The organism is Ventosimonas gracilis, assembly GCF_001580025.1.
Classification (GTDB): Bacteria; Pseudomonadota; Gammaproteobacteria; order Pseudomonadales; family Pseudomonadaceae; genus Ventosimonas; species Ventosimonas gracilis.
This window is the reverse complement of the sequence record NZ_LSZO01000047.1, coordinates 16,718-36,718: the sequence shown is the minus strand read 5'-3', so window position 1 is coordinate 36,718 and position 20,001 is coordinate 16,718. Positions and strand designations below refer to the sequence as shown.

Sequence of the window (20,001 nt, the reverse complement as noted above, 5' to 3'; positions counted from 1 at the left end):
TCAATCATCGACATGAAAACATCTATCTGGCCTTGCTAAAATTACTGCGTGAACAGCCGCTTTGATCGCGTTTGCTTCCTAAGACCCAAAGCGATTAAACTCGTGCACTTATCGCACAAATACCTACAACAAAGGAATGCCCTTATGCTGATTTCCCCTCGCACCCTGCTCGCCGCCGCACTCGCCTGCACCGCCCTGCCCGCTTTGGCCGCCGTGGATTTGATTGTGCACAACGGCAAAGTCTACAGCGCCGAACCCGGCCAACCATTGCAACAGGCACTGGCGGTAGAAAACGGCGCGATCCGCGCACTCGGCAGTAATGACCCGATATTGGCTTTACAGGAAGCGGGGACCCGTCTTATCGATTTGGAAGGACGGGTGCTGATGCCGGGCTTTATCGATACCCATGCCCATGTGGTGATGGCCGGATTGGAACTGGTCGGTGCCAATCTTGAAATTCAGTTTCTGCCCTTTGATGAACTCGAACAAAAACTGCGCGCCTGGCGTGACGATGGCACCGCCTGGATGGGCGATATTTTAAGCGTGGGCGGTGTGCCGTCCGACTACTGGGGGCATGTGGATGAATTGGAGCGGCGCTTTAATCAAGGCGAGTGGAAGGATGTGCCGATTGCCTTTTCCGGTTGGGACCATCACACCGGCTGGGCTAATCGCCCGATGCTGGAACGCGCTGGCATTACTGCAGACACAGTGCGTGCGCTGGAAGGCGAAGCACTCGCCACCATCGGTCATCACGAGGACATGCGGCCAAACGGTTTTTTGGTCGATGCCGGTTTCTCCAAAATGCTCGAACAACTGCCGCAGCCAAGCCCGCCCCAACTGGAGCAAGCCGCACTGCGCGCGCAACAGTATCTGCACAGTTTGGGCATTACCGCCTGGATGGATCCACTCTCCAACGCCTATCCGAATGATGCTTTCTACGAATTTAAACCCACGCCAAAAACTTTGGGCGTATTACCCGCTTATAAAGCGCTGTCTGAACGAGGCGAACTTAAAGCGCATGTTGCCGCGTTAATGCTGGCGCATTCTAAAAGTACGCCGGAAGATTTGGAGATTATTGAACAAGTCCGCCAGCAATTTTTAAATGTGCCTAATTTAACGCTGCCCGGCATCAAGATATTTGCCGATGGCGTGGCCGAATATCCGGCGCAAAGCGCAGCAATGATTGAGCCTTATAAAAACTCGCTGAAGTACGGCGAACTGATGATTGACCCCGAGCACTTTGGCGAACTGGTCAGCGCCGCCGATAAACGCGGCTGGCTGGTGCATGTTCATGCCATTGGCGACCGTGCGGTACGCGAGGCATTAAATGGGATTGAACAGGCACGCCAAACCCATCCCAGCGACATACAGCATTCTGTCACCCATTTACAGATGGTTAATCCCAAAGAATTTGCCCGCTTTAAACCGCTCAATGTTATTGCTTCCATGCAGCTTTATTGGGCGATGGCCGATGAAGCCAGTATTGATATGGTGCAGCCTTATATCAGCGCAATGGCCTTTCGGCATCAATATCCGGCGCGTTCGCTGCATAAAGAGGGTGCGACCATTGCCGGTGCCAGCGATTGGCCGGTGACTACGCCTGACCCGTGGAAGGCCATTTACCAAGCCGTTAGCCGCAAAGGCGCTAAAGGGCTGCTCGCCGCCGCCGAAGCCATTGACCGCGAAACCATGTTCGCCGCCTATACCTTAAATGCCGCCAAAGCACTGCGCCTGGAAACCACCATCGGCTCACTCGCGCCCGGCAAACAAGCCGATTTTATTGTGCTAGACCGCGACGTATTTAATGTAGAACCCGAACAACTGCGCGATACCCGCGTACTGCAAACCTTTTTTGCAGGCAACGAGGTTTACCGCGCCGAAGCGCCTTAACTGCCAACAGGAACTTATCTTTATGCGCATTGAAACCCTTGCCGTACATGCCGGTTATTCACCAGATCCGACCACCAAAGCGGTTGCCGTACCTATTTATCAGACCGTGGCTTATGCCTTTGATAACGCGCAGCACGGTGCGGATTTATTTGATTTAAAAGTCCCCGGCAATATCTATACGCGGATAACGAACCCGACCTGCGATGTGTTGGAAAAACGCCTCGCCGCGCTGGAAGGCGGCCTTGCTGCGGTAACCACCGCGTCCGGGATGTCGGCGATTCTCTATGCCATTCAGGCCATTACGGCGGCGGGCGACAATATTGTTTCCGCAAGCACCTTATACGGCGGCACTTACAATCTATTTGCGCATACCTTGCCGCAACAAGGCATTGAAGTACGCCTCGCCGACCCACGAAAACCGGCTGACTTTGCCGCGTTAATTGACGATAAAACCCGTGCGGTATTTATCGAATCCATCGGCAACCCACTGGGCAATGTCTGCGATATTGCCGCGCTCGCCGATGTCGCCCACGCCGCCGGCGTGCCGCTGATTGTCGATAACACGGTACCCAGCCCGTTCCTGCTGCGCCCGATTGAGCACGGCGCGGATATTGTGGTGCACTCCTTGACAAAGTATCTGGGCGGACACGGCAACACGCTAGGCGGGGCGATTATCGATAGTGGAAAATTCCCGTGGACGACGCATAAAACGCGCTTTGCTGCACTCTGCCAACCAGACCCCAGCTACCACGGCGTGGTTTACAGCGAAACTTTTGGTGCGGCGGCCTATATCGCCCGTGTGCGCGTGGTGCCGCTACGCAACACCGGTGCGGCACTTGCCCCGCACAGCGCTTTTTTAATTGTGCAAGGCATTGAAACCTTGCCGCTGCGGATGGAGCGCATCTGCCAAAACGCACTGGCGGTCGCCAAGTATCTGCAAGCACATAACAAGGTGGAGTGGGTGCGCTACGCCGCTTTGCCAGAGCATCCCGACCACGCACTGGCACAAAAATACTTGGCAAGCCGCGCTTCCGGTATTTTGTCCTTTAGCCTTAAAGCAAAAACCGGCGAAGCCCGCGCGGCAGGCGAGCGCTTTTTGGATGCACTGGGGCTTTTTGTGCGCTTGGTCAATATCGGCGATGCCAAATCGTTGGCCACCCACCCCGCCTCCACCACCCACCGACAACTCAGCCCTGCCGAATTGGAAAAAGCCGGGGTTAGCGAAGGCATGGTGCGCCTTTCCATCGGCATTGAGCATATCGATGATTTGCTGGCCGATTTGGAGCAGGCGCTGGCGAAGGTATAAGTGCCTTAATGTGGATTGACCGCGCGTCAATCCACGTCTTGCAGCAGCAGATTGGTAAAGGGGTGGGTATTTTTCCAGCGATAGCCTGAAAAATCGCGTCTGTCGGTAGACAAAATACGGCCTTCGCCGAGCTGTTCGGCCAACAACACCAGCGAAGCATCGGCCAAATCCATCGGCAGGTTGCTGTAGCGGCGCATCAAATAGACCATGCGCATCGGCACCCCATCGGACAATTGAGCCACCGTGCAGGCACCTTGCGCCACAGCATCGATAAAATCCAGCGTTTGCCGAATGCCTATCCGCGCGTTCAGCAAATGGGTGACTTCGGTCAAGACCGGCCATGTGCTGATAAAGCCCTCGTCTGACCAGCGTTCAAGTGCGAAGGCGGCAAAGCCGTGATAACGGTCACGACGGTTGCACAGCGCAATCCAAAAATCGCTGTCGGCCAAAATCATGGTTTTTCTTTCGCGGCACCCGTATACAAAGCGTGCGTTTCATGAACCCGGTATTCGGTATTTAGCTTGTCAGCCAGCTCTTCGCTTAGATAGCGCTTGTATTCAAGCGCTAAATCTTGCGGCCCTTCGCCGGCGGCCACAAAACCCTGCAAGAGCTGCTTTGCACCAAGCTTGGCAGGAAGGCGATTGCGGTAATACTCACGTAGAGCCGCGCGTAACAAATCGGACACAGAGCCGCCGTTTTGCCGCAGAAGCTCTTCAAAGCAAGCCGCATCCTTGCCAGTCAAGCGGGCATTGATGCGAACATCAGCGGTTGTTATGGTTTTAAGCCTTTTAACCCTGAGCAGGAGGCGTCATACCTATGACAAAACACCTAAAACGTCAATCGTTAACCAAAACCATTGGCTTGGAGTGATTAGCTTTTACTTTTGGCAATCCCCCGGCAAGCGGCTTCGGTGATCAGGGTTTTCATCTGCATAACGGCGGGTTTAAAGCCGACAAACAGGGCGTGGGCGACGATGGCGTGGCCGATATTGAGTTCGTTGATACCGGCAATGGCGGCAACCGGTTCTACGTTGTGGTAATTAAGGCCGTGTCCGGCGTTGACGATAAGCCCCAATTCAAGCGCGAAGACGGCGGCCGTTTGCAGGCGGTTTAGTTCCTGTTCGCATTCGGCGGGCGTTGGTGCATCGGCGTAGTGGCCGCTGTGCAGTTCGATAACCGGTGCGCCGCAGCGGGCGGCGGCTTCGATTTGCTTAAGGCTGGGGTCAATAAATAGTGAGACTTCGCAGCCTGCCTGGGTCAGCCGATTAACGGCTGCGGCGATTTTGCTTTCTTGCGCGAGCACATCCAAACCGCCTTCGGTGGTCAGTTCTTCGCGTTTTTCCGGTACCAAGCAGGCGTGTTGCGGCTGAATGCCTTCGGCAATGGCGAGCATTTCGTCTGTCACGGCCAGTTCCAGATTCATCCGCGTTTGCAGTGCGTCTCTAAAACGCACGAGGTCGCTGTCCTTAATATGGCGGCGGTCTTCGCGCAGATGCAGGGTAATACCGTCGGCTCCGGCTTCTTCGGCATCCAGTGCTGCTTTGAGCGGGTCGGGGTAGCGCGTGCCGCGTGCCTGACGCAAGGTGGCGACGTGATCGATATTAACGCCAAGCAAAATGCGGTTGGGTTTAAGCATGAGTAAGAACCTTTGTAATGGGGCGAATAAACAGCCCGCGGCTGGCCAGCGGGCGGCTGCCAAGGTGCGCGGCCAGCGCCTTTCGCATCAGCCGCTTGGCGGTGGGTAGCGCGCCGTTTGCCGACCACTCGCCGCGTGCCAGTGCCAGCAGGCTGTGTCCAGCAAACAGACTGGCGTCTGTGCCGTCGCTGCGCTGCAAGCCCCCTGCTGTATGCAGGCGGTAGTAGCCATCCGCTTGCAGCGGCCGACCGCACTGCTCTTGGTCAAGGGCAAAGCCGTAACCCAGTTCGTTCAGCAACTGCCATTCAAAGCGGCGCAGCACCGGCTCAAGGAGAGCGCCACTTTCGAGCAAGGCAAGGGCGCTTTGGTAGTGCTCAAACAGCAGCGGTTGCGCATCGGCTTGCGGCAGCAGGCGCATCAGCAGTTCATTCAGATAAAGCGCACTAAACAGGCGCTCACCGCTTAACTTAAGCGCTGGGGCGAGTGCTTCCAGTCGGCTTAGGGTTTTCAGCTCGCCGCGTCCACGCAGTTCAATATCGAGCGGGATAAAAGGCTGCGCCACACCGCCAAAAGCCGTGCGGGCGCGGCGCAGTACGGCGCGGATACGCCCCTGTTGTGGACTGAAAATATCCAGCAAGGCGCTGGTTTCTTTGTAGGGGCGGCTGTGCAGGATAAAAGCGGCGCTGCTGGTGGGCTGCCCGCTCGCCCACAACTGTGGGAGGGAGATATTAGTCATAACCTAGCGAGCGCAGGGCGCGTTCGTCGTCGGACCAGCCGCTACGCACTTTGACCCAAAGGCGCAGCATGATTTTGCTTTCAAACAGCGCTTCCAGTTCTTTGCGGGCGGCGCTACCGATGCTTTTTAGCCGCTCGCCCGCTTCACCGATGATGATTTTTTTCTGCCCGTCGCGTTCGACCAAAATCAGCGCGTGGATATGCAGCAGCTTGCCTTCTTGCTTGAACTCTTCGACCTGCACGGCGACCTGATAGGGCAGTTCGTCGCCCAATTGGCGCATGATTTTTTCACGCACCCGTTCGGCCGCGATAAAGCGGCTCGAACGGTCGGTAATCTGGTCATCGGGGAACAGGTGCGCCGTTTGCGGTAACAGCTCACCAATGCGCCGCTCAAGCTGTGCTATGCCTTCCGCTTTAAGCGCGGAAATCGGCAGAATTTCCGCCTTCGGCAGTTCACCGGCAAGAAAAGCCATATGGCTGATTAAGCGGCTTTTGTCCTCAAGGCGGTCGGTTTTGTTGATGGCCAAGAGCAGCGGGCAGGGCAGCGTTTTCAGCCGTTCGGCAACGGCTTGGTCTTGCTCTGTCCAGTGCAGGCGGTCAAGCACAAAAATCACCACATCGACATCTTTTAAGGCGGACTGCGCGTTTTTGTTCATCTGCCGATTAAGCGCCTTGCCAGCGCTTGCATGCAGGCCGGGGGTATCGACATAAATCGCCTGCACCGCACCTTCCGTTTTAATACCCAGCATGTTATGGCGGGTGGTCTGCGGTTTACGCGAGGTGATGGCGAGCTTTTGCCCAAGGATATGGTTAAGCAGGGTGGATTTGCCAACATTCGGCCTGCCGACAATGGCGACAAAACCGCAGCGCGTGCTCTCAGTCATGGGTTTTCTCCAGTCCCAACGCAATCAGAGCGGCACGGGCGGCGAGTTGTTCGGCAATCCGCCGGCTGCCGCCTTGCCCTTGGGTTTTTTCTTTGAGCAAGGCGGCGCTGCACTCGACCACAAAATGGCGTTGGTGCGGCTCGCCCTGCACTTGCAGCACTTGGTATTGCGGCAGTTCGCAGCCGCGCGATTGGAGAAATTCCTGCAAACGGGTTTTTGCATCTTTGTTCGGCGCTTCCAGCGTCAGGCTGGCCAGTTCATCGGCAAACCAAGCCAAGGCGCGCTTACGCGCCGCCACTATGCCGCCGTCTAGGTAGATAGCGCCCAATACCGCCTCCAAACTGTCGGCAAGGATGGATTCGCGCCGAAAGCCGCCGCTTTTCAGCTCGCCACTGCCCAGTTGCAGCCAGTCGCCGAGCGAAAAACGGCGGGCAATCGTTGCCAGGGTCTGCCCTTTGACCAGCTTGGCACGCAATCTGGAAAGCTGCCCTTCGCGGGCACCTGGGAAGCGGCCAAACAAGGCTTCAGCAATCAGAAAACCCAAAATGGAGTCGCCTAAAAACTCCATCCGCTCATTGTTGTGGTGGGAAAAGCTGCGGTGGGTCAGTGCCAAAAGCAGCAGCTTGGGTTGGCTAAAGCAATAACCCAGCTGCTGTTCAAGACGGGAAAGATTTGAAACATTCACGGGACAGGTACACTAAGTTCTTTTTTAAAGTGGGCAATTAAAGAGAGATTTTTAATCATCGGTTCGCGTCTTTCATAGTCGATATAAACGGTAAACTGATTGCCATTGCGCTCGACCTTCATAATATCTTCGGCTTTGACATTCTGGATGGCGTTAATCTGCATGGATTTTTGCATATATTGATAAAACGCCGCCGGTGTTTTAACCGAGCCTGAGGATACGCTGGAAAGCCCTTCAACCGACTTTTCGATAGCCTTGTAGTCCATATAGTGCGGCACCATCTTAAACGCAATGCTTACGACAAAGAGAATAATCACGACGGCCAGTAATATGCCCATCGGGGAGGCGCCTTTTTGCTTACCTGGAAATGCTTGGGTTATGGATTTCATCAGCTTTCCTTGAAATAACGGTTGTATGGGTTAATGGCAGGAAAGCGAACTATACAGGCCGAATGCGGTTTCTGCGAATGGCATATTGCCCCATCCCCTCGCCCATTTATGCGAGGGTAGAGAGCAAAGGCTTAAGAAACCTTCCAGTATGCGATTGCGGCATTTGGGCGACCTGCTCCGGCGTGCCGCTGGCGATAATTTGCCCGCCGCCAGAGCCGCCTTCCGGGCCTAAATCAATCAGCCAGTCGGCGGTTTTAATGACATCCAGATTGTGCTCAATCACCACAACGGTATTGCCGTGGTCGCGCAAGCGGTGCAGCACATCGAGCAGTTGCTTGATGTCGGCAAAGTGCAGGCCGGTGGTCGGTTCATCGAGGATATAAAGGGTATTGCCGGTATCACGGCGCGACAGTTCGCGTGACAGTTTTACGCGCTGCGCTTCGCCGCCGGACAGCGTAGTCGCGCTCTGCCCCAGCTTGATATAGGCCAGCCCAACGTCCATCAGCGTTTGCAGTTTTCGCGCAATCAGCGGTACGGCATCGAAAAATTCCCGCGCCTCTTCCACTGTCATTTCCAGCACTTGGTGGATGGTTTTGCCTTTGTAGCGGACTCCTAGCGTTTCGCGGTTGTAGCGCTTGCCTTGGCATTGGTCGCAAGGGACGTAAATATCGGGCAGAAAGTGCATTTCCACCTTAATCAGCCCGTCGCCTTGGCAAGCCTCGCAGCGCCCGCCCTTGACGTTAAAGGAAAACCGCCCCGGCCCATAGCCACGGGCGCGACTTTCCGGCACGGCGGCAAACAGTTCACGTATCGGCGTAAACAGGCCGGTATAGGTCGCAGGATTAGAGCGCGGCGTGCGGCCAATCGGGCTTTGGTCAATATCAACGACTTTATCCAGCAACTCCAAGCCTGTTATCGCTGCAAAAGGCGCAGCATCCAGACTGGTTGCGCCGTTAAGCGCGGTGGCGGCGAGCGGGTAGAGTGTGTTGTTAATCAGCGTCGATTTGCCCGAGCCGGAAACGCCGGTCACGCAAGTTAAAAGCCCCAGCGGCAGCTTGAGATGAACGTTTTGCAGGTTATTGCCAAGGGCGCCGCTTAAATGCAGGATTTTTTCGGGATCGGGCGCGGTGCGCTGCAGTGGCACGGCGATTTGTTTTGCGCCGCTTAAATATTGGCCGGTCACTGAATCAGCACAGGCCATCACGGTAGCAGGCGTGCCTTCGGCGACCACGCGCCCGCCGTGTACGCCAGCGCCGGGACCGATGTCCAGCACGTGGTCGGCCATGCGAATGGCCTCTTCATCGTGCTCAACCACTATCACCGTGTTGCCCAGGTCACGCAGATGGGTCAGCGTGCCGAGCAGTCGTTCGTTATCACGCTGGTGCAGGCCAATTGAGGGTTCATCGAGGATATACAGCACGCCGACCAGACCCGCACCAATTTGACTGGCCAGACGAATACGCTGCGCCTCGCCGCCGGACAGCGTCTCTGCGCTGCGGCTTAAGGTTAAATAGTCGAGACCCACATTAACCAGAAACTGCAAACGCTCGCGGATTTCTTTAAGGATTTTCGCGGCGATTTCCCCACGCCTGCCGGCGAGCGATAGTTGCTCAAAATAGGCCAGTGCCTGACCAATGGGTAAAGCGGTGACGGCGGCTAAGGTTTTTTCACCGACCCACACGTGCCGAGCTTCTACTTTTAAGCGCGTGCCGTGGCAGTGTGGGCAGGGCGCACTCGATTGCAGGCGGGCGAGTTCCTCACGCACGCTGGCCGATTCAGTTTCTCGGTAGCGCCTGGCCAAACTGGGCAAAATGCCTTCAAAACTGTGGTTGCGGACGATTTTGTCGCCCTTGTCGTTGAAATAGTGAAAGTCGATTTTTTCCTTGCCGCTGCCGTGCAGGATGATTTTTTGCAAGTCTTCTGGCAGCCTGCCAAACGGCTGTTGCAGGCTAAAGCCGTAGTGTTCGGCCAGCGAACTTAATACCTGGAAGTAATAAAAATTGCGCTTGTCCCAGCCGCGAATGGCGCCGTCTTCCAGAGAGCGTTCGGGGTTTACCAGTTTCTTCGGGTCAAAAAACAGTTTCACGCCCAAACCGTCGCAAGTCGGGCAAGCACCTGCGGGATTGTTAAAGGAAAACAGCTTGGGTTCCAACTCGCCAATCGAATAGCCGCAAGTGGGGCAGGCAAAGCGGGCAGAAAAGGTTAGCGACTCACCTGCTTCGCCTTCCATCGGCGCAATCAGCGCGATACCCTCTGCAAGTTTCAGCGCCGTTTCAAAGGATTCGGCGAGGCGCTGCGCCAAATCCTTACGCACCTTAAAGCGGTCTACCACCACATCGATATTGTGCTTTTGCAGCTTGTTGAGCTTCGGCAGTTCGTCCAACTCGTGCAATCTGCCGTCGATACGTGCGCGCACAAAACCCTGCCCGCGCAGTTGCTCAAACAATGCCAGATGCTCGCCCTTGCGTTCGCGCACCACCGGCGCAAGCAGCATCAGCCGCTGCCCTTCGGGCAAAGCCAGCACTTGGTCAACCATTTGGCTAACGGTTTGCGCTTGCAGCGGCAAATCGTGCTCCGGGCAGCGCGGGATGCCGACTCGCGCGTAGAGCAGGCGCAGATAATCGTAAATTTCCGTGATGGTACCGACGGTTGAGCGCGGATTGTGCGAGGTGGATTTCTGCTCAATGGAAATCGCCGGTGACAGCCCGTCGATGCTGTCCACATCGGGTTTTTCCATCATCGACAAAAACTGCCGCGCATAGGCCGATAGCGACTCGACATAGCGCCGCTGCCCTTCGGCATAGAGCGTGTCAAACGCGAGCGAAGATTTGCCGGAACCGGACAGGCCGGTAATCACAATCAACTTGTCACGCGGCAGGTCGAGGTCGATATTTTGCAGATTATGGGTTCGCGCCCCACGTACCCGAATATTCTCTACAGCCATCACAGCCCAGCAAAGGCAAAGCACAAAAGAGGCGCAGTATAAGACGCGGCCAGCGGCGCAGCCAGTGCGCCTTATCCTGCCTTCCCCCGCCCCTTACCCATTGATGTAGAGGGCCGGGAAGAGGGCGTTCAGGCAAGCCCCAATTTATCCAAAGGCGGGCCGGGGAAGTGGCTGTAGTCGGGCGCACCGGCGGGCGTGCCGAGCAAATCACGCACGGCACGAATGCCTTGGTCGAGCGCTGAATGGGCGTAGGCATAAGCGCCGCTGTCGGCATTGGCAATGGCAATGCGCCCCCAAGGTTTACGGGCGCGGAAAATGGGCAGTTCGCCATCCGGCCAGTAATTATCCCAAGGCCGCATATATTCATAGGCGTAGCCGTGCGCCCAGCGGTTAAAGGTAATGGCTTCAATATCCCGCGCGGCATTAAAGCCGCCTGCGCCCAGTGCGCGGTTTAATAAATCGCGGATGGAACGCTCCATCTCGCTAAAACTTAAGTTAAATAACTGCCAACGTGCCAACCTAAACTGTTCACGGGCATTGCCTGCCCCGCTTTGTGCAAAGACTTTGGATAGATGAAGCAATACCGGGTCATTCGGCGATTGAGCAAAACGGTAGTTACCTACCGATACCGGAAAATCAATACCCACACTGCGCCAAAAATGCCCACGGGCGCTAAAGCTGTCAATTTTTAATTTATCAAAAGCTTTCCAGTTGCGAATAAGTACATTGCCATAAATCAGCGGCACTTTTTGCTGGTCATTTAATGCATCAATTTGTGGTCGTGGCAATTCATCGGTTAAATAAGGAATCACTCGATTCCAGCAAGCCAGTATCACATGAGAGGCATTAACGGAAAACAGTTTGCCCTGTTCATCGGCATAACTGACGGTGACTTTATCTGCGTTTTCTGGGCTTCCCTGATGAGCGACTTTAACCGCGCTGGAATGCAAGCGAATACGCACTTTGTTGTGTGGATTATCCAACTGCCCATAATTAAGCCGCGCCAGGCTGATGTCTTCCATCGTATGACCGGGCAGTGCTTGTGGAATTAATTGCCGAACCAATGCACGCGCCACGCCGGCATTGCCTTCGGGGAAGTGATGGATATAAGGGTCGGCGCCTGCAAAATTAACGCGCCCGCTGGGTGCCATGTTTTTATGGACGGCATCGCCCAAATCCATGCCGTCAAAGCCGGGGCTGCCGTTAGTCCAGGCATCCAAAGCGCTAACCGCATCAATACCCGCACCAAAATAAGCCATTGTGCTGCTTTGATAGAGCAAAGCCAGTTCGGCATCGACCTTGGCGTAATTAAGCAAAAATTCTTGGTAAGTGATGTCACTTAATTTTTGCAATTTATCTTCGCGGGAAAGCTCCGCCAGAAAGTCTTTGGGCGCATCAATCAGACTGATTAAATCAGCCTTGGCTTTGCTATTAAGTGGGGTTTGCGAAACCCATTCGGCGGTATTGTCTGTGCGGATAACCAGCTTATCTTGACCCCATTGCTCCTTGCAGAAAAACAGTGCATTTTCGGCAAGACCATGTTCTTTTTGCCAGTTCTGCTCGAACCAAGTTTCAAAGCGCTCCAGATTAATACCCAGATCACGCAATAACTGATGCACTGCGGGGCTAAAGAAACCCGGCGTATCCAGAGATTGTGAACCGCCGTAGCCAATAAGGGCTTTGCCGCTTTTACTGATATATTCATTGCGCTTGGCGTGCCCGCCAAAATCATCCAGCGGGTCAATCAGCAATACGCTTTTATCCGCACCGGCTTGCTGCCGATAAATAAAAGCCGCCGCAAGACCGGAAAGCCCCGCGCCAACCACCACTAAATCATAATGCTCGCCGCTGTTAATGGGTTGGGGTGCGTTATTCCAAAAACTGCCGTCACGTATCGCATGCATAATATTAAATGAGGCATTGGTTTGCCCGGTTAATCCGTTTTTTAATGGCGGATAAATACTGCTTTCTTCAGCCAAGGCATTAAGCGGCATCAATAATTTGGCGGCTGCCAAGGAGCTTGCCGTTATTGCCACACCATCCAGAAAATCCCGACGGGTAATGGGTTTATCCATGCCCAATTGCTTGTCTTGTTTATTCCAGTTCATTGTTATTATCCTGTGGTTATTCCACGGTTATTCCACGGTTATTGCAGGCTAAAGTCCACTTAACGACTTTTTGCATTGTAGCCTTTGCCGTAGTAAGGTCAAGCGACTGTATTCCGCCAGCACATATTGCACTGATACTGTTGTTCAAGTAACTGCATGGGGAGAGCAAGTTTAGGGCATATGAGGTCTTTGCTCGTTGAGCCATATAAGGTAGTCGAGCAGTTTGTCGTTAAAGGCGTCGATATCATCGAAGAGCAGGTCTTTGATTCCGTAACCCTGGGATTTGATGCGCATGACACTGATTCACTTCAGGTGGAGTGCAAGATGTGTCTGGCGGTATGCAGCGACAAGGCCTAGCGCTGTATTTCCAAATCGCGGTCGAGCCGGTAGGGTAAATCCAACAGGTTAAGCGCTGTGCCGTCTGCAAGCTGTAGATGGCTTTGCGCCACGGCGCTTTCGCTCAGCACGGCGAGCAGTTCGCAGCCGTCATCAGCGGGCGCGGCGAGGACGACTTCACCGGCGTTGTCTGCAAGCAGGCTGCCGATCGGGGGGATTTGGCCGGTTTGTGCATGCAGGCGGTACAGGCGACGTTTGTTTTGCCCGCGGTATTGCATGCGCGCGACGATTTCCTGGCCGGTATAGCAGCCTTTTTTAAAGCTGACTCCGCCGACGGCTGGCAGGTTAAGCATCTGCGGAATAAAACGGCCAGAAGTCTGCCCAAACACTTGACCGATACCCGCGCGGATTTGCGCAAGCCGCCAGCTATCTAGCGACAGCTGTAGCCATCCATTGGTGGGTTCGGCGCTATCGGTACGCCGCCAAAGCTCGCTGCGCTGGTTATCGAGGCGAATACTGAATTGCTCGTGACCTTGCATCACTTTGCCTAAGGGTTCTGGCAAGCCGCTGTCTGCACCCAGCAGGCCGAAACGCTGCCACAGCAGGCTTTCGTCAAGCAAAGCGCAGCGGCGGAAAAACTGCGCGTATTTTTTGAGTTCTTCCAATTGCACCGGCACCAGTTCGGCGGCCATTGCCAGTAAAAAGCCGTCGCTTTCGGGCAGGATGCGAAAGGTTGAAATCAGCCGCCCCTTAAGATTGCAGCGCCCGCCCAAACTGCTACTGCCGTCTTTAAGCCAGGCGAGATTACAGGTCAATTGGCCTTGCAGGAATTTTTCTGCATCCGCGCCGCGCACGGCGAGCACGCCTTCGTGGGTGAGCGGGCAAAAGCCGCTTGGCTGGGTCATGGCTGGTTTCCAAGGGAGCAAGCAAGAAGCGGCATCATAGATGCGGGCGCTATACTTTGCCGCCTTGATTTTTCGATAAATAACCCATGACTGAAACCTCTGAACTAAACCGTCTGTTCTGGCACAGCCGCCGTGGCATGTTGGAGTTGGATTTACTGTTGGTGCCTTTTGTGCGCGAGACCTACCCCAAGCTCGACAGTGAAAACAAGGCGCGTTACCACAAGCTGCTCGCCTGTGAAGACCAAGACCTGTTTGCTTGGTTTATGCAGCGCACGCAGCCGGATGATGCGGATTTGCAAGCGATAGTCCAACTGATTTTGCAAAATGCCGCAAAGCATAACGCCGTTTGAATGCTTTTGGCGGCCATCAAGGCGGCTGTTTTGGCTTTACTTCGGATTGTTGCTGCCTGCGTTGGTTGCCTTGTGTCTGGCAAGGCTGCCTGGCTGGGTGCAATTTTTGGCGGCGGCCGCAGTGTTATTGCACGCCATTTGGGTATTGCCAAGGCAGATAGGCTTAAGCCATCCACAGGCGTTTATTGGACTGCGTCACGATGCACAAGGCTTTTCCCTGTTCAGTCGCCAAAACGGCTGGCAGCCCGTGCAGTTGCGGCCGGACAGTTTGGCCTTGCCGCTTTGTGTGGTGCTGCGTTTTCGTCTGCCTGATCAATGGTTTTCGCATGGACTTTGTATTCCTTTTGATGCGCTGCCTTTTGATACGCACCGGCGCCTTCGGGTACGGCTTAAGTTTGCTCGCAAGCGTTTTCAGGAACAATGATGCTGTCTGCTGCCGTCTCAAGCCGCCCGGGATAGTCGAGACTGTAATGCAGACCGCGTGATTCTTTGCGATTTTGTGCACAACGAATCATCAGCTCGGCGACTTGGGCGAGGTTGCGCAGTTCGATTAAATCGCGACTGACCTTGTAGTTACTGTAGAACTCATCAATTTCTGCAAGCAAAAGCTGCACGCGGTGATGGGCGCGCAGCAGGCGTTTGTTGGTGCGCACAATGCCGACGTAATCCCACATAAATCGCCGAAGCTCATCCCAGTTGTGCGAAATGATGATGTCTTCGTCCGAATCGGTGACCTGACTTGCATCCCAACTGGGCAGCGCGGGTGACTCCGCGCTTTGTGCGGCGCAACGTTCGATATCAGCGGCGGCGCGGCGGGCGTAAACAAAGCATTCCAGGAGCGAATTACTGGCCATGCGGTTCGCGCCGTGCAAGCCGGTAAAACTGGTCTCGCCGAGCGCGTAGAGGCCGCTTAAGTCGGTGCGACCACAGTCATCCACCATCACGCCCCCGCAGGTGTAGTGCGCCGCCGGCACGACCGGCATGGGTTCGCGCGTGATGTCGATGGAAAAATCCAGACAGCGGCGGTAGATGGTAGGAAAGTGCGTTTTGATAAAGTCCGCCGATAGATGGCTGATGTCCAGATACACGCAATCGACCCCTAAGCGCTTCATCTCGTGGTCAATAGCGCGGGCGACGATGTCGCGCGGGGCGAGTTCAGCACGTGGGTCAAAGCGCGGCATAAAGCGCTCGCCATTCGGCAATTTAAGCAGTGCGCCCTCGCCACGCAGCGCTTCGCTCAACAAAAAACTCTTGGCTTTGGGATGGTACAGGCAAGTGGGGTGGAACTGGTTGAACTCAAGGTTGGCGACCCGACACCCTGCGCGAAACGCCATAGCAATGCCGTCGCCACTCGCACCATCGGGATTGCTGGTGTAAAGGTAAACCTTGGACGCACCGCCGCAGGCCAGCACGGTAAAACGCGCGGCAAAGGTATCCACATGATCGCGCGTGCCATCTAGCACATAAGCGCCCAAGCAGCGCCTGCCAGGCAGACCGAGTTTGCTGCTGGTAATCAAATCAATCGCCACATGCTGCGCGAGTAACTCAATATTGGGGCGCTTTTGTACCTGTTCGAGCAGGCTTTGCATAATCGCAGCGCCCGTGGCATCCGCCGCGTGGATAATACGGCGGTGACTGTGCCCGCCTTCGCGCGTTAAGTGGTATTCAAAAGCGCACTCTTCTTTATCCGGCGAAGGGTCGCGGGTAAAGGGCACGCCTTGCGCGAGCAGCCAATCAATGGCCTCGCGGCTGTGGCTGACGGTCAGGCGTACGGCGTCTTTATGGCACAAACCGCCACCCGCGCGTAAGGTATCGTCTACGTGTGATTCGATGCTGTCACCGTCATCCAGCACCGCCGCCACGCCGCCTTGCGCCCACCAGGTTGAGCCGCCGCCCTGCGCCAAGTCACCCTTGGCGAGCACGGCAATACTTAATGAAGCCGGTAGCGACAGCGCGAGAGTAAGCCCGGCCGCACCGCTGCCGATAATCAGCACATCGTGGCGAAAATGTCGATTGACTGCACGCATCTGTGTCTCTGCCCATAAAATTGACGTTCTAGCATATAGTGAGCCGGCAAAAACAGGGTTGATTGCTTGAAATCAGGCTTGGGAAAATTCAGTAAAAAGGGAATAAGGAGAGGAACTTTTGTGCCAGAGCGGGGTCTATGCACATGCTGCCGGACGATGACCGCCAGTTGGTCGCCCGGGTTCAGCGCGGGGATAAACGAGCGTTTGATTTATTGGTGCTCAAATATCAGCATCGGATTGTGAGCCTGGCCAGTCACTTTGTCGCGGACTTTCATGAAGCTCAGGATGTCGCGCAAGAAGCCTTTGTCCGCGCTTGGCGGGCACTGGCTGAATTTCGTGGAGACAGTGCGTTTTACACTTGGCTGTACCGTATTACCATCAATACGGCGAAAAATCATCTGGCTTCGCGCGGACGCAGGCCGCCGGGGGCTGATGTCGATATTAACGATACGCAGTTTTATGAGAGCGATCATGCCCTTAAAGATATTGACTCACCGGAGCGGTTGGCTCTACGCGATGAAATCCAAAACGCCACCCAAAAAGCCTTGGCGGAACTGTCCGCTGAATTGCGCACCGCGCTGAGTTTGCGTGAATTTGAGGGCTTAAGTTATGAAGAGATTGCAAGCGTAATGGGGTGCCCGGTCGGTACCGTGCGCTCGCGGCTGTTTCGCGCCCGCGAACTCTTGGATAAAGCCTTGCAACCCTTGTTGCCGGATGCGTAAAGCCTGTTGGGGGAACAGACGATGAACCAAAACACCCTGCACGAGAGCCTGTCGGCCTTGATGGACGGCGAGGCCAGCGAGCTGGAACTACAGCGCCTACTTAAACAATCCGAAAGCCAGGCGCTACGCCAGCAATGGCAGCGCTGGCAAATCGCCCGCGCCGTGCTGCACGGGCAAAAGCAGTCACTCGCGCCGCTTTATTTGGCCGAACGGGTATCCGCCGCTTTGCATGCAGCGCCCAAAGCCTCGCCCATAGCGCAAGGTAAAAGGGTAACCAGGCGCGGCCTGTGGCGCGTTGGCGGACAATGGGCCATGGCCGCGAGCGTCACCTTGGCGGTGCTGGGTGGCGTGCGCTTTTATCAATCCTCCGAGCCGCCGGACAATCTGCCGATGCAGACAGCAGCGCCCGCGCCCTTTAACCTGCCGCTGGCCGAAACGCCGCAATTGGCAGGCTTTGGCAGCAGCGCTGAGCGCACCGAAGCCAAGGCGTCGCCGCAGTGGCCGTCCGAACAGGCGAACTGGCAGCAAACGCAGCGTCTGCGCAACTACCTGCTGCAACACCACCGGCAAAGTGCGCAGCAACAGGGCATTGACGGCATGCTGCCAGATGCACGTGCCGCCAGCTTTAATGAGCGATAACGGCCATGCGCTACCTCTTGTTGCTTGTTTGCCTGCTGCCGCTCAAATTGTTGGCGATTACCCCACTGTCGCCCGTAGATGTACTGCGGCGCATGCAAAGTGCCTACGAGCAGCAAAGTTTTCAAGGCAGCTTCAGCTATCAGCGTGGCGGCGATTTTTCCACCTATCGCATCTGGCATCAGGCCGAAGCGGGCGTTGTCCACGAACGCCTGCTGCGCCTCGATGGTGCTGTGCAGGAAATACTGCGCGAGGGCGATACCACCCGCTGCGCCTCTGCCGCTTTGCAAGAGGCGCTGCCGCTCGCCCGCCATGCCAGGCAGCCGCTCGACCTTGACAGGCTACGCAGTGTCTATGACTTCGGATTTACCCTCTCGCGGGTAGCCGGACGCGAGACCTTTGCGCTGCAACTGATACCACGCGACAGGGATCGCTACGCGATGGAACTGTACGTCGATAGCAAAACCCATGTGCTGCTCAAGACGGTACTTTTGGGCGAACAGGGGCAAACCCTGGAAAGCCTGCAATTTTTGGATTTTAGTCCAGGCTCGCTGCCAGCAGACGCCTTAACCCCCAGCAGCGCCTGCCTGCCCGCTACCGCACAGAGCATAGAAACCGCGCAGCCCGAACCCGCAGGCTCTTGGCAGTTATCCTATCTGCCGGACGGTTTTCGCCTGCTGCAAGTGCAAAAACACGAAAGTTCCAAGGTGACGCAGCTGACTTATGGTGATGGTCTTGCCCGTTTTTCGGTATTTATCGAGCCTTTAAACGCACAGTGGCGGGAAATACCCAGCCGCCTGTTTGGCTCTACCGCCCTGGTATCCAGCCGCCGCCGCTTTGCCGCAGCGGATTGGATGGTGACAGTGGTCGGGGAAATCCCGCCGAGTACCGCCATGATGATTGCTTCCTTCATCACTGACGCAGCACGGTAAATCCACCGAGTTTTGGCACGGCCTGCCTACAGACTGTGCCCGCATCCGTTGTTTTGATGTTTTTCAACCCAAGGAGTTGCCATGTCAAACCTAAGATTCAAACCCTTGCTTTCGTTGATCGCTGCGTTATGGCTGCTAGCCGTATGGCTGCCCGCGCGAGCGCAATTGCCGGACTTTACCCCGTTGGTGGAAGAAGCCGCGCCCGCCGTGGTCAATATCAGCTCAACGCAAAAAGCGCCCAGCCGTGGTGCCATGCCGCCGATGCCCGATTTGGACGACCTGCCGCCGATTTTTCGTGATTTTTTTGAGCGCAGCCTGCCGCGCGAGCCGCGTCCGCGTCAACGCGAGGCACAGTCGCTGGGTTCGGGCTTTATCATCTCTTCTGATGGCTACATTCTGACCAATAACCACGTGGTCGCCGACGCCACGGAAATTATCGTGCGCCTGTCTGACCGCAGTGAACTTAAAGCCGAGCTGATCGGCACTGACCCGCGCAGCGACGTCGCACTGCTCAAAGTCGATGGCAAAAACCTGCCAACGGTGCGCCTTGGCAAGTCCGATGAACTGAAAGTGGGCGAATGGGTACTTGCCATCGGCTCGCCCTTTGGTTTTGACCATTCGGTCACCGCGGGCATTGTCAGCGCCAAAGGCCGCAGCTTGCCGAATGAAAGCTACGTGCCCTTTATCCAGACCGATGTGGCGATTAACCCGGGCAACTCCGGCGGGCCACTGTTTAACCTTAAAGGTGAAGTGGTCGGCATTAACTCGCAGATATTTACCCGTTCCGGCGGCTTTATGGGCTTATCCTTTGCCATCCCGATTGATGTCGCGCTCAATGTCTCCAATCAACTGAAAGCGAGCGGCAAAGTCAGCCGTGGCTGGCTGGGCGTGATGGTACAAGAGGTTAACCGCGACTTGGCCGAATCCTTTGGCCTGGACAAACCCAGCGGTGCACTGGTCGCCGAAGTCCAAGACGACAGCCCAGCCGCCAAGGGCGGATTAAAAGTCGGCGACATCATCCTTGCGCTCAATGGGCAGGGCATCGAATCCTCATCCGACTTGCCGCACCGCGTCGGTGTGCTCAACCCCGGCGATAAAGCACGGCTGGATATTGTCCGCGAAGGCAAACGTCGCACGATAGACATCCAAATTGGCGAGCTGCCCAGCGAAGACGACGCGCTGCTGGCCAAAGGCAGCCAAGGTGAAGCGCGCAGCAATAACCGCTTGGGCGTGACGGTGGCTGAACTTTCCGCCGAACAACGCAAAAGCATGGATACTAGCGGCGGCGTGCTGGTGCGCGAAGTGACCGGCGAGCCTGCCGCCTCCATCGGCCTGCGTCCGGGCGATGTCATCACTCACTTGAATAACCGTTTGGTCGATGGCACCGCCACCTTCAGCAAAATTACCCGCGAACTGCCCGCCGGACGTTCGGTCTCCATGCGCGTCCTGCGTCAAGGCCGCGCAAGCTTTATCACCTTTAGGCTGGATAAATAACCCTCGCCCCACTCCCGCTTGCG

Annotated in this window: 19 protein-coding genes; 8 read left to right on the top strand and 11 right to left on the bottom strand. The window is 55.8% G+C overall.

The window, feature by feature from the left end:
- Positions 1 to 144: 144 nt before the first annotated feature.
- Together AXE65_RS02700 and AXE65_RS02695 are read left to right on the top strand one after the other, a co-directional pair.
- The gene (locus AXE65_RS02700) at positions 145 to 1,890 is read left to right on the top strand and encodes an amidohydrolase (protein ID WP_068387727.1); all 1,746 of its coding nucleotides are present in this window, start codon (positions 145 to 147) and stop codon (positions 1,888 to 1,890) included.
- A 22-nt stretch (positions 1,891 to 1,912) separates the two neighbouring features.
- Positions 1,913 to 3,196 carry an O-acetylhomoserine aminocarboxypropyltransferase/cysteine synthase family protein gene (locus AXE65_RS02695; RefSeq protein ID WP_068387724.1) on the top strand — a complete coding sequence of 428 codons (1,284 nt, stop codon included), beginning with the start codon at positions 1,913 to 1,915 and terminating at the stop codon, positions 3,194 to 3,196.
- Positions 3,197 to 3,222: 26 nt separating this feature from the next.
- On the opposite strand, the gene AXE65_RS02690 is transcribed toward AXE65_RS02695, so the two are convergent.
- The 10 genes from AXE65_RS02690 to ygfZ form a co-directional block, all read right to left on the bottom strand.
- Positions 3,223 to 3,651 (bottom strand): type II toxin-antitoxin system VapC family toxin, encoded by a 429-nt coding sequence (locus tag AXE65_RS02690; RefSeq protein WP_068387722.1) that lies wholly within the window; start codon positions 3,649 to 3,651, stop codon positions 3,223 to 3,225.
- Entirely contained in the window at positions 3,648 to 3,950 is a 303-nt protein-coding gene (locus AXE65_RS02685; protein WP_275574852.1) for a ribbon-helix-helix domain-containing protein, read from the bottom strand. The genes AXE65_RS02690 and AXE65_RS02685 overlap by 4 nt, the downstream gene beginning before the upstream one ends.
- A 116-nt stretch (positions 3,951 to 4,066) precedes the next feature.
- Entirely contained in the window at positions 4,067 to 4,831 is a 765-nt protein-coding gene (pdxJ, locus tag AXE65_RS02680) for a pyridoxine 5'-phosphate synthase (RefSeq protein ID WP_068387717.1), read from the bottom strand.
- Positions 4,824 to 5,567: a DNA repair protein RecO gene (gene recO / locus AXE65_RS02675; RefSeq protein ID WP_068387715.1), complete on the bottom strand. Its 744-nt coding sequence runs from the start codon at positions 5,565 to 5,567 to the stop codon at positions 4,824 to 4,826. Before recO ends, pdxJ begins: the two co-directional genes overlap by 8 nt.
- Positions 5,560 to 6,450 carry a GTPase Era gene (gene era / locus AXE65_RS02670; RefSeq protein WP_068387713.1) on the bottom strand — a complete coding sequence of 297 codons (891 nt, stop codon included), beginning with the start codon at positions 6,448 to 6,450 and terminating at the stop codon, positions 5,560 to 5,562. The genes recO and era overlap by 8 nt, the downstream gene beginning before the upstream one ends.
- Positions 6,443 to 7,135, bottom strand: coding sequence for a ribonuclease III (rnc, locus tag AXE65_RS02665; protein ID WP_068387712.1), 693 nt, complete (start codon positions 7,133 to 7,135; stop codon positions 6,443 to 6,445). The genes era and rnc overlap by 8 nt, the downstream gene beginning before the upstream one ends.
- Positions 7,132 to 7,473, bottom strand: coding sequence for a DUF4845 domain-containing protein (locus tag AXE65_RS02660; RefSeq protein WP_160330582.1), 342 nt, complete (start codon positions 7,471 to 7,473; stop codon positions 7,132 to 7,134). Before AXE65_RS02660 ends, rnc begins: the two co-directional genes overlap by 4 nt.
- A gap of 157 nt (positions 7,474 to 7,630) precedes the next feature.
- A complete protein-coding gene (gene uvrA / locus AXE65_RS02655; RefSeq protein WP_068387706.1) occupies positions 7,631 to 10,468 on the bottom strand; it encodes an excinuclease ABC subunit UvrA in 2,838 nt (945 codons plus the stop codon).
- Between the two features lie 128 nt (positions 10,469 to 10,596).
- Positions 10,597 to 12,576: an NAD(P)-binding protein gene (locus AXE65_RS02650; protein ID WP_068387703.1), complete on the bottom strand. Its 1,980-nt coding sequence runs from the start codon at positions 12,574 to 12,576 to the stop codon at positions 10,597 to 10,599.
- 353 nt (positions 12,577 to 12,929) lie between these two features.
- Positions 12,930 to 13,817, bottom strand: coding sequence for a CAF17-like 4Fe-4S cluster assembly/insertion protein YgfZ (gene ygfZ / locus AXE65_RS02640; RefSeq protein ID WP_068387697.1), 888 nt, complete (start codon positions 13,815 to 13,817; stop codon positions 12,930 to 12,932).
- 86 nt (positions 13,818 to 13,903) lie between these two features.
- Between ygfZ and AXE65_RS02635 the strand changes: the two genes are divergently transcribed.
- Together AXE65_RS02635 and AXE65_RS02630 are read left to right on the top strand one after the other, a co-directional pair.
- Positions 13,904 to 14,167: an FAD assembly factor SdhE gene (locus tag AXE65_RS02635; RefSeq protein ID WP_068387695.1), complete on the top strand. Its 264-nt coding sequence runs from the start codon at positions 13,904 to 13,906 to the stop codon at positions 14,165 to 14,167.
- Positions 14,142 to 14,591 carry a protein YgfX gene (locus AXE65_RS02630; protein WP_068387691.1) on the top strand — a complete coding sequence of 150 codons (450 nt, stop codon included), beginning with the start codon at positions 14,142 to 14,144 and terminating at the stop codon, positions 14,589 to 14,591. The genes AXE65_RS02635 and AXE65_RS02630 overlap by 26 nt, the downstream gene beginning before the upstream one ends.
- On the opposite strand, the gene nadB is transcribed toward AXE65_RS02630, so the two are convergent.
- Positions 14,557 to 16,194: an L-aspartate oxidase gene (nadB, locus tag AXE65_RS02625; RefSeq protein WP_068387683.1), complete on the bottom strand. Its 1,638-nt coding sequence runs from the start codon at positions 16,192 to 16,194 to the stop codon at positions 14,557 to 14,559. The two genes, AXE65_RS02630 and nadB, sit on opposite strands and share 35 nt — an antisense overlap.
- A gap of 143 nt (positions 16,195 to 16,337) precedes the next feature.
- On the opposite strand from nadB, the gene rpoE reads away from it, so the two are divergent.
- The 4 genes from rpoE to AXE65_RS02605 all read left to right on the top strand — a co-directional run bounded on the left by rpoE (position 16,338) and on the right by AXE65_RS02605 (position 19,978).
- Positions 16,338 to 16,916 carry an RNA polymerase sigma factor RpoE gene (gene rpoE, locus AXE65_RS02620; protein WP_068387729.1) on the top strand — a complete coding sequence of 193 codons (579 nt, stop codon included), beginning with the start codon at positions 16,338 to 16,340 and terminating at the stop codon, positions 16,914 to 16,916.
- A gap of 21 nt (positions 16,917 to 16,937) precedes the next feature.
- A complete protein-coding gene (locus AXE65_RS02615) occupies positions 16,938 to 17,555 on the top strand; it encodes a sigma-E factor negative regulatory protein (protein WP_068387680.1) in 618 nt (205 codons plus the stop codon).
- Between the two features lie 5 nt (positions 17,556 to 17,560).
- A complete protein-coding gene (locus tag AXE65_RS02610; protein ID WP_068387677.1) occupies positions 17,561 to 18,484 on the top strand; it encodes a MucB/RseB C-terminal domain-containing protein in 924 nt (307 codons plus the stop codon).
- 81 nt (positions 18,485 to 18,565) lie between these two features.
- A complete protein-coding gene (locus AXE65_RS02605) occupies positions 18,566 to 19,978 on the top strand; it encodes a DegQ family serine endoprotease (RefSeq protein ID WP_068387674.1) in 1,413 nt (470 codons plus the stop codon).
- The last annotated feature ends 23 nt before the right edge of the window (positions 19,979 to 20,001 follow it).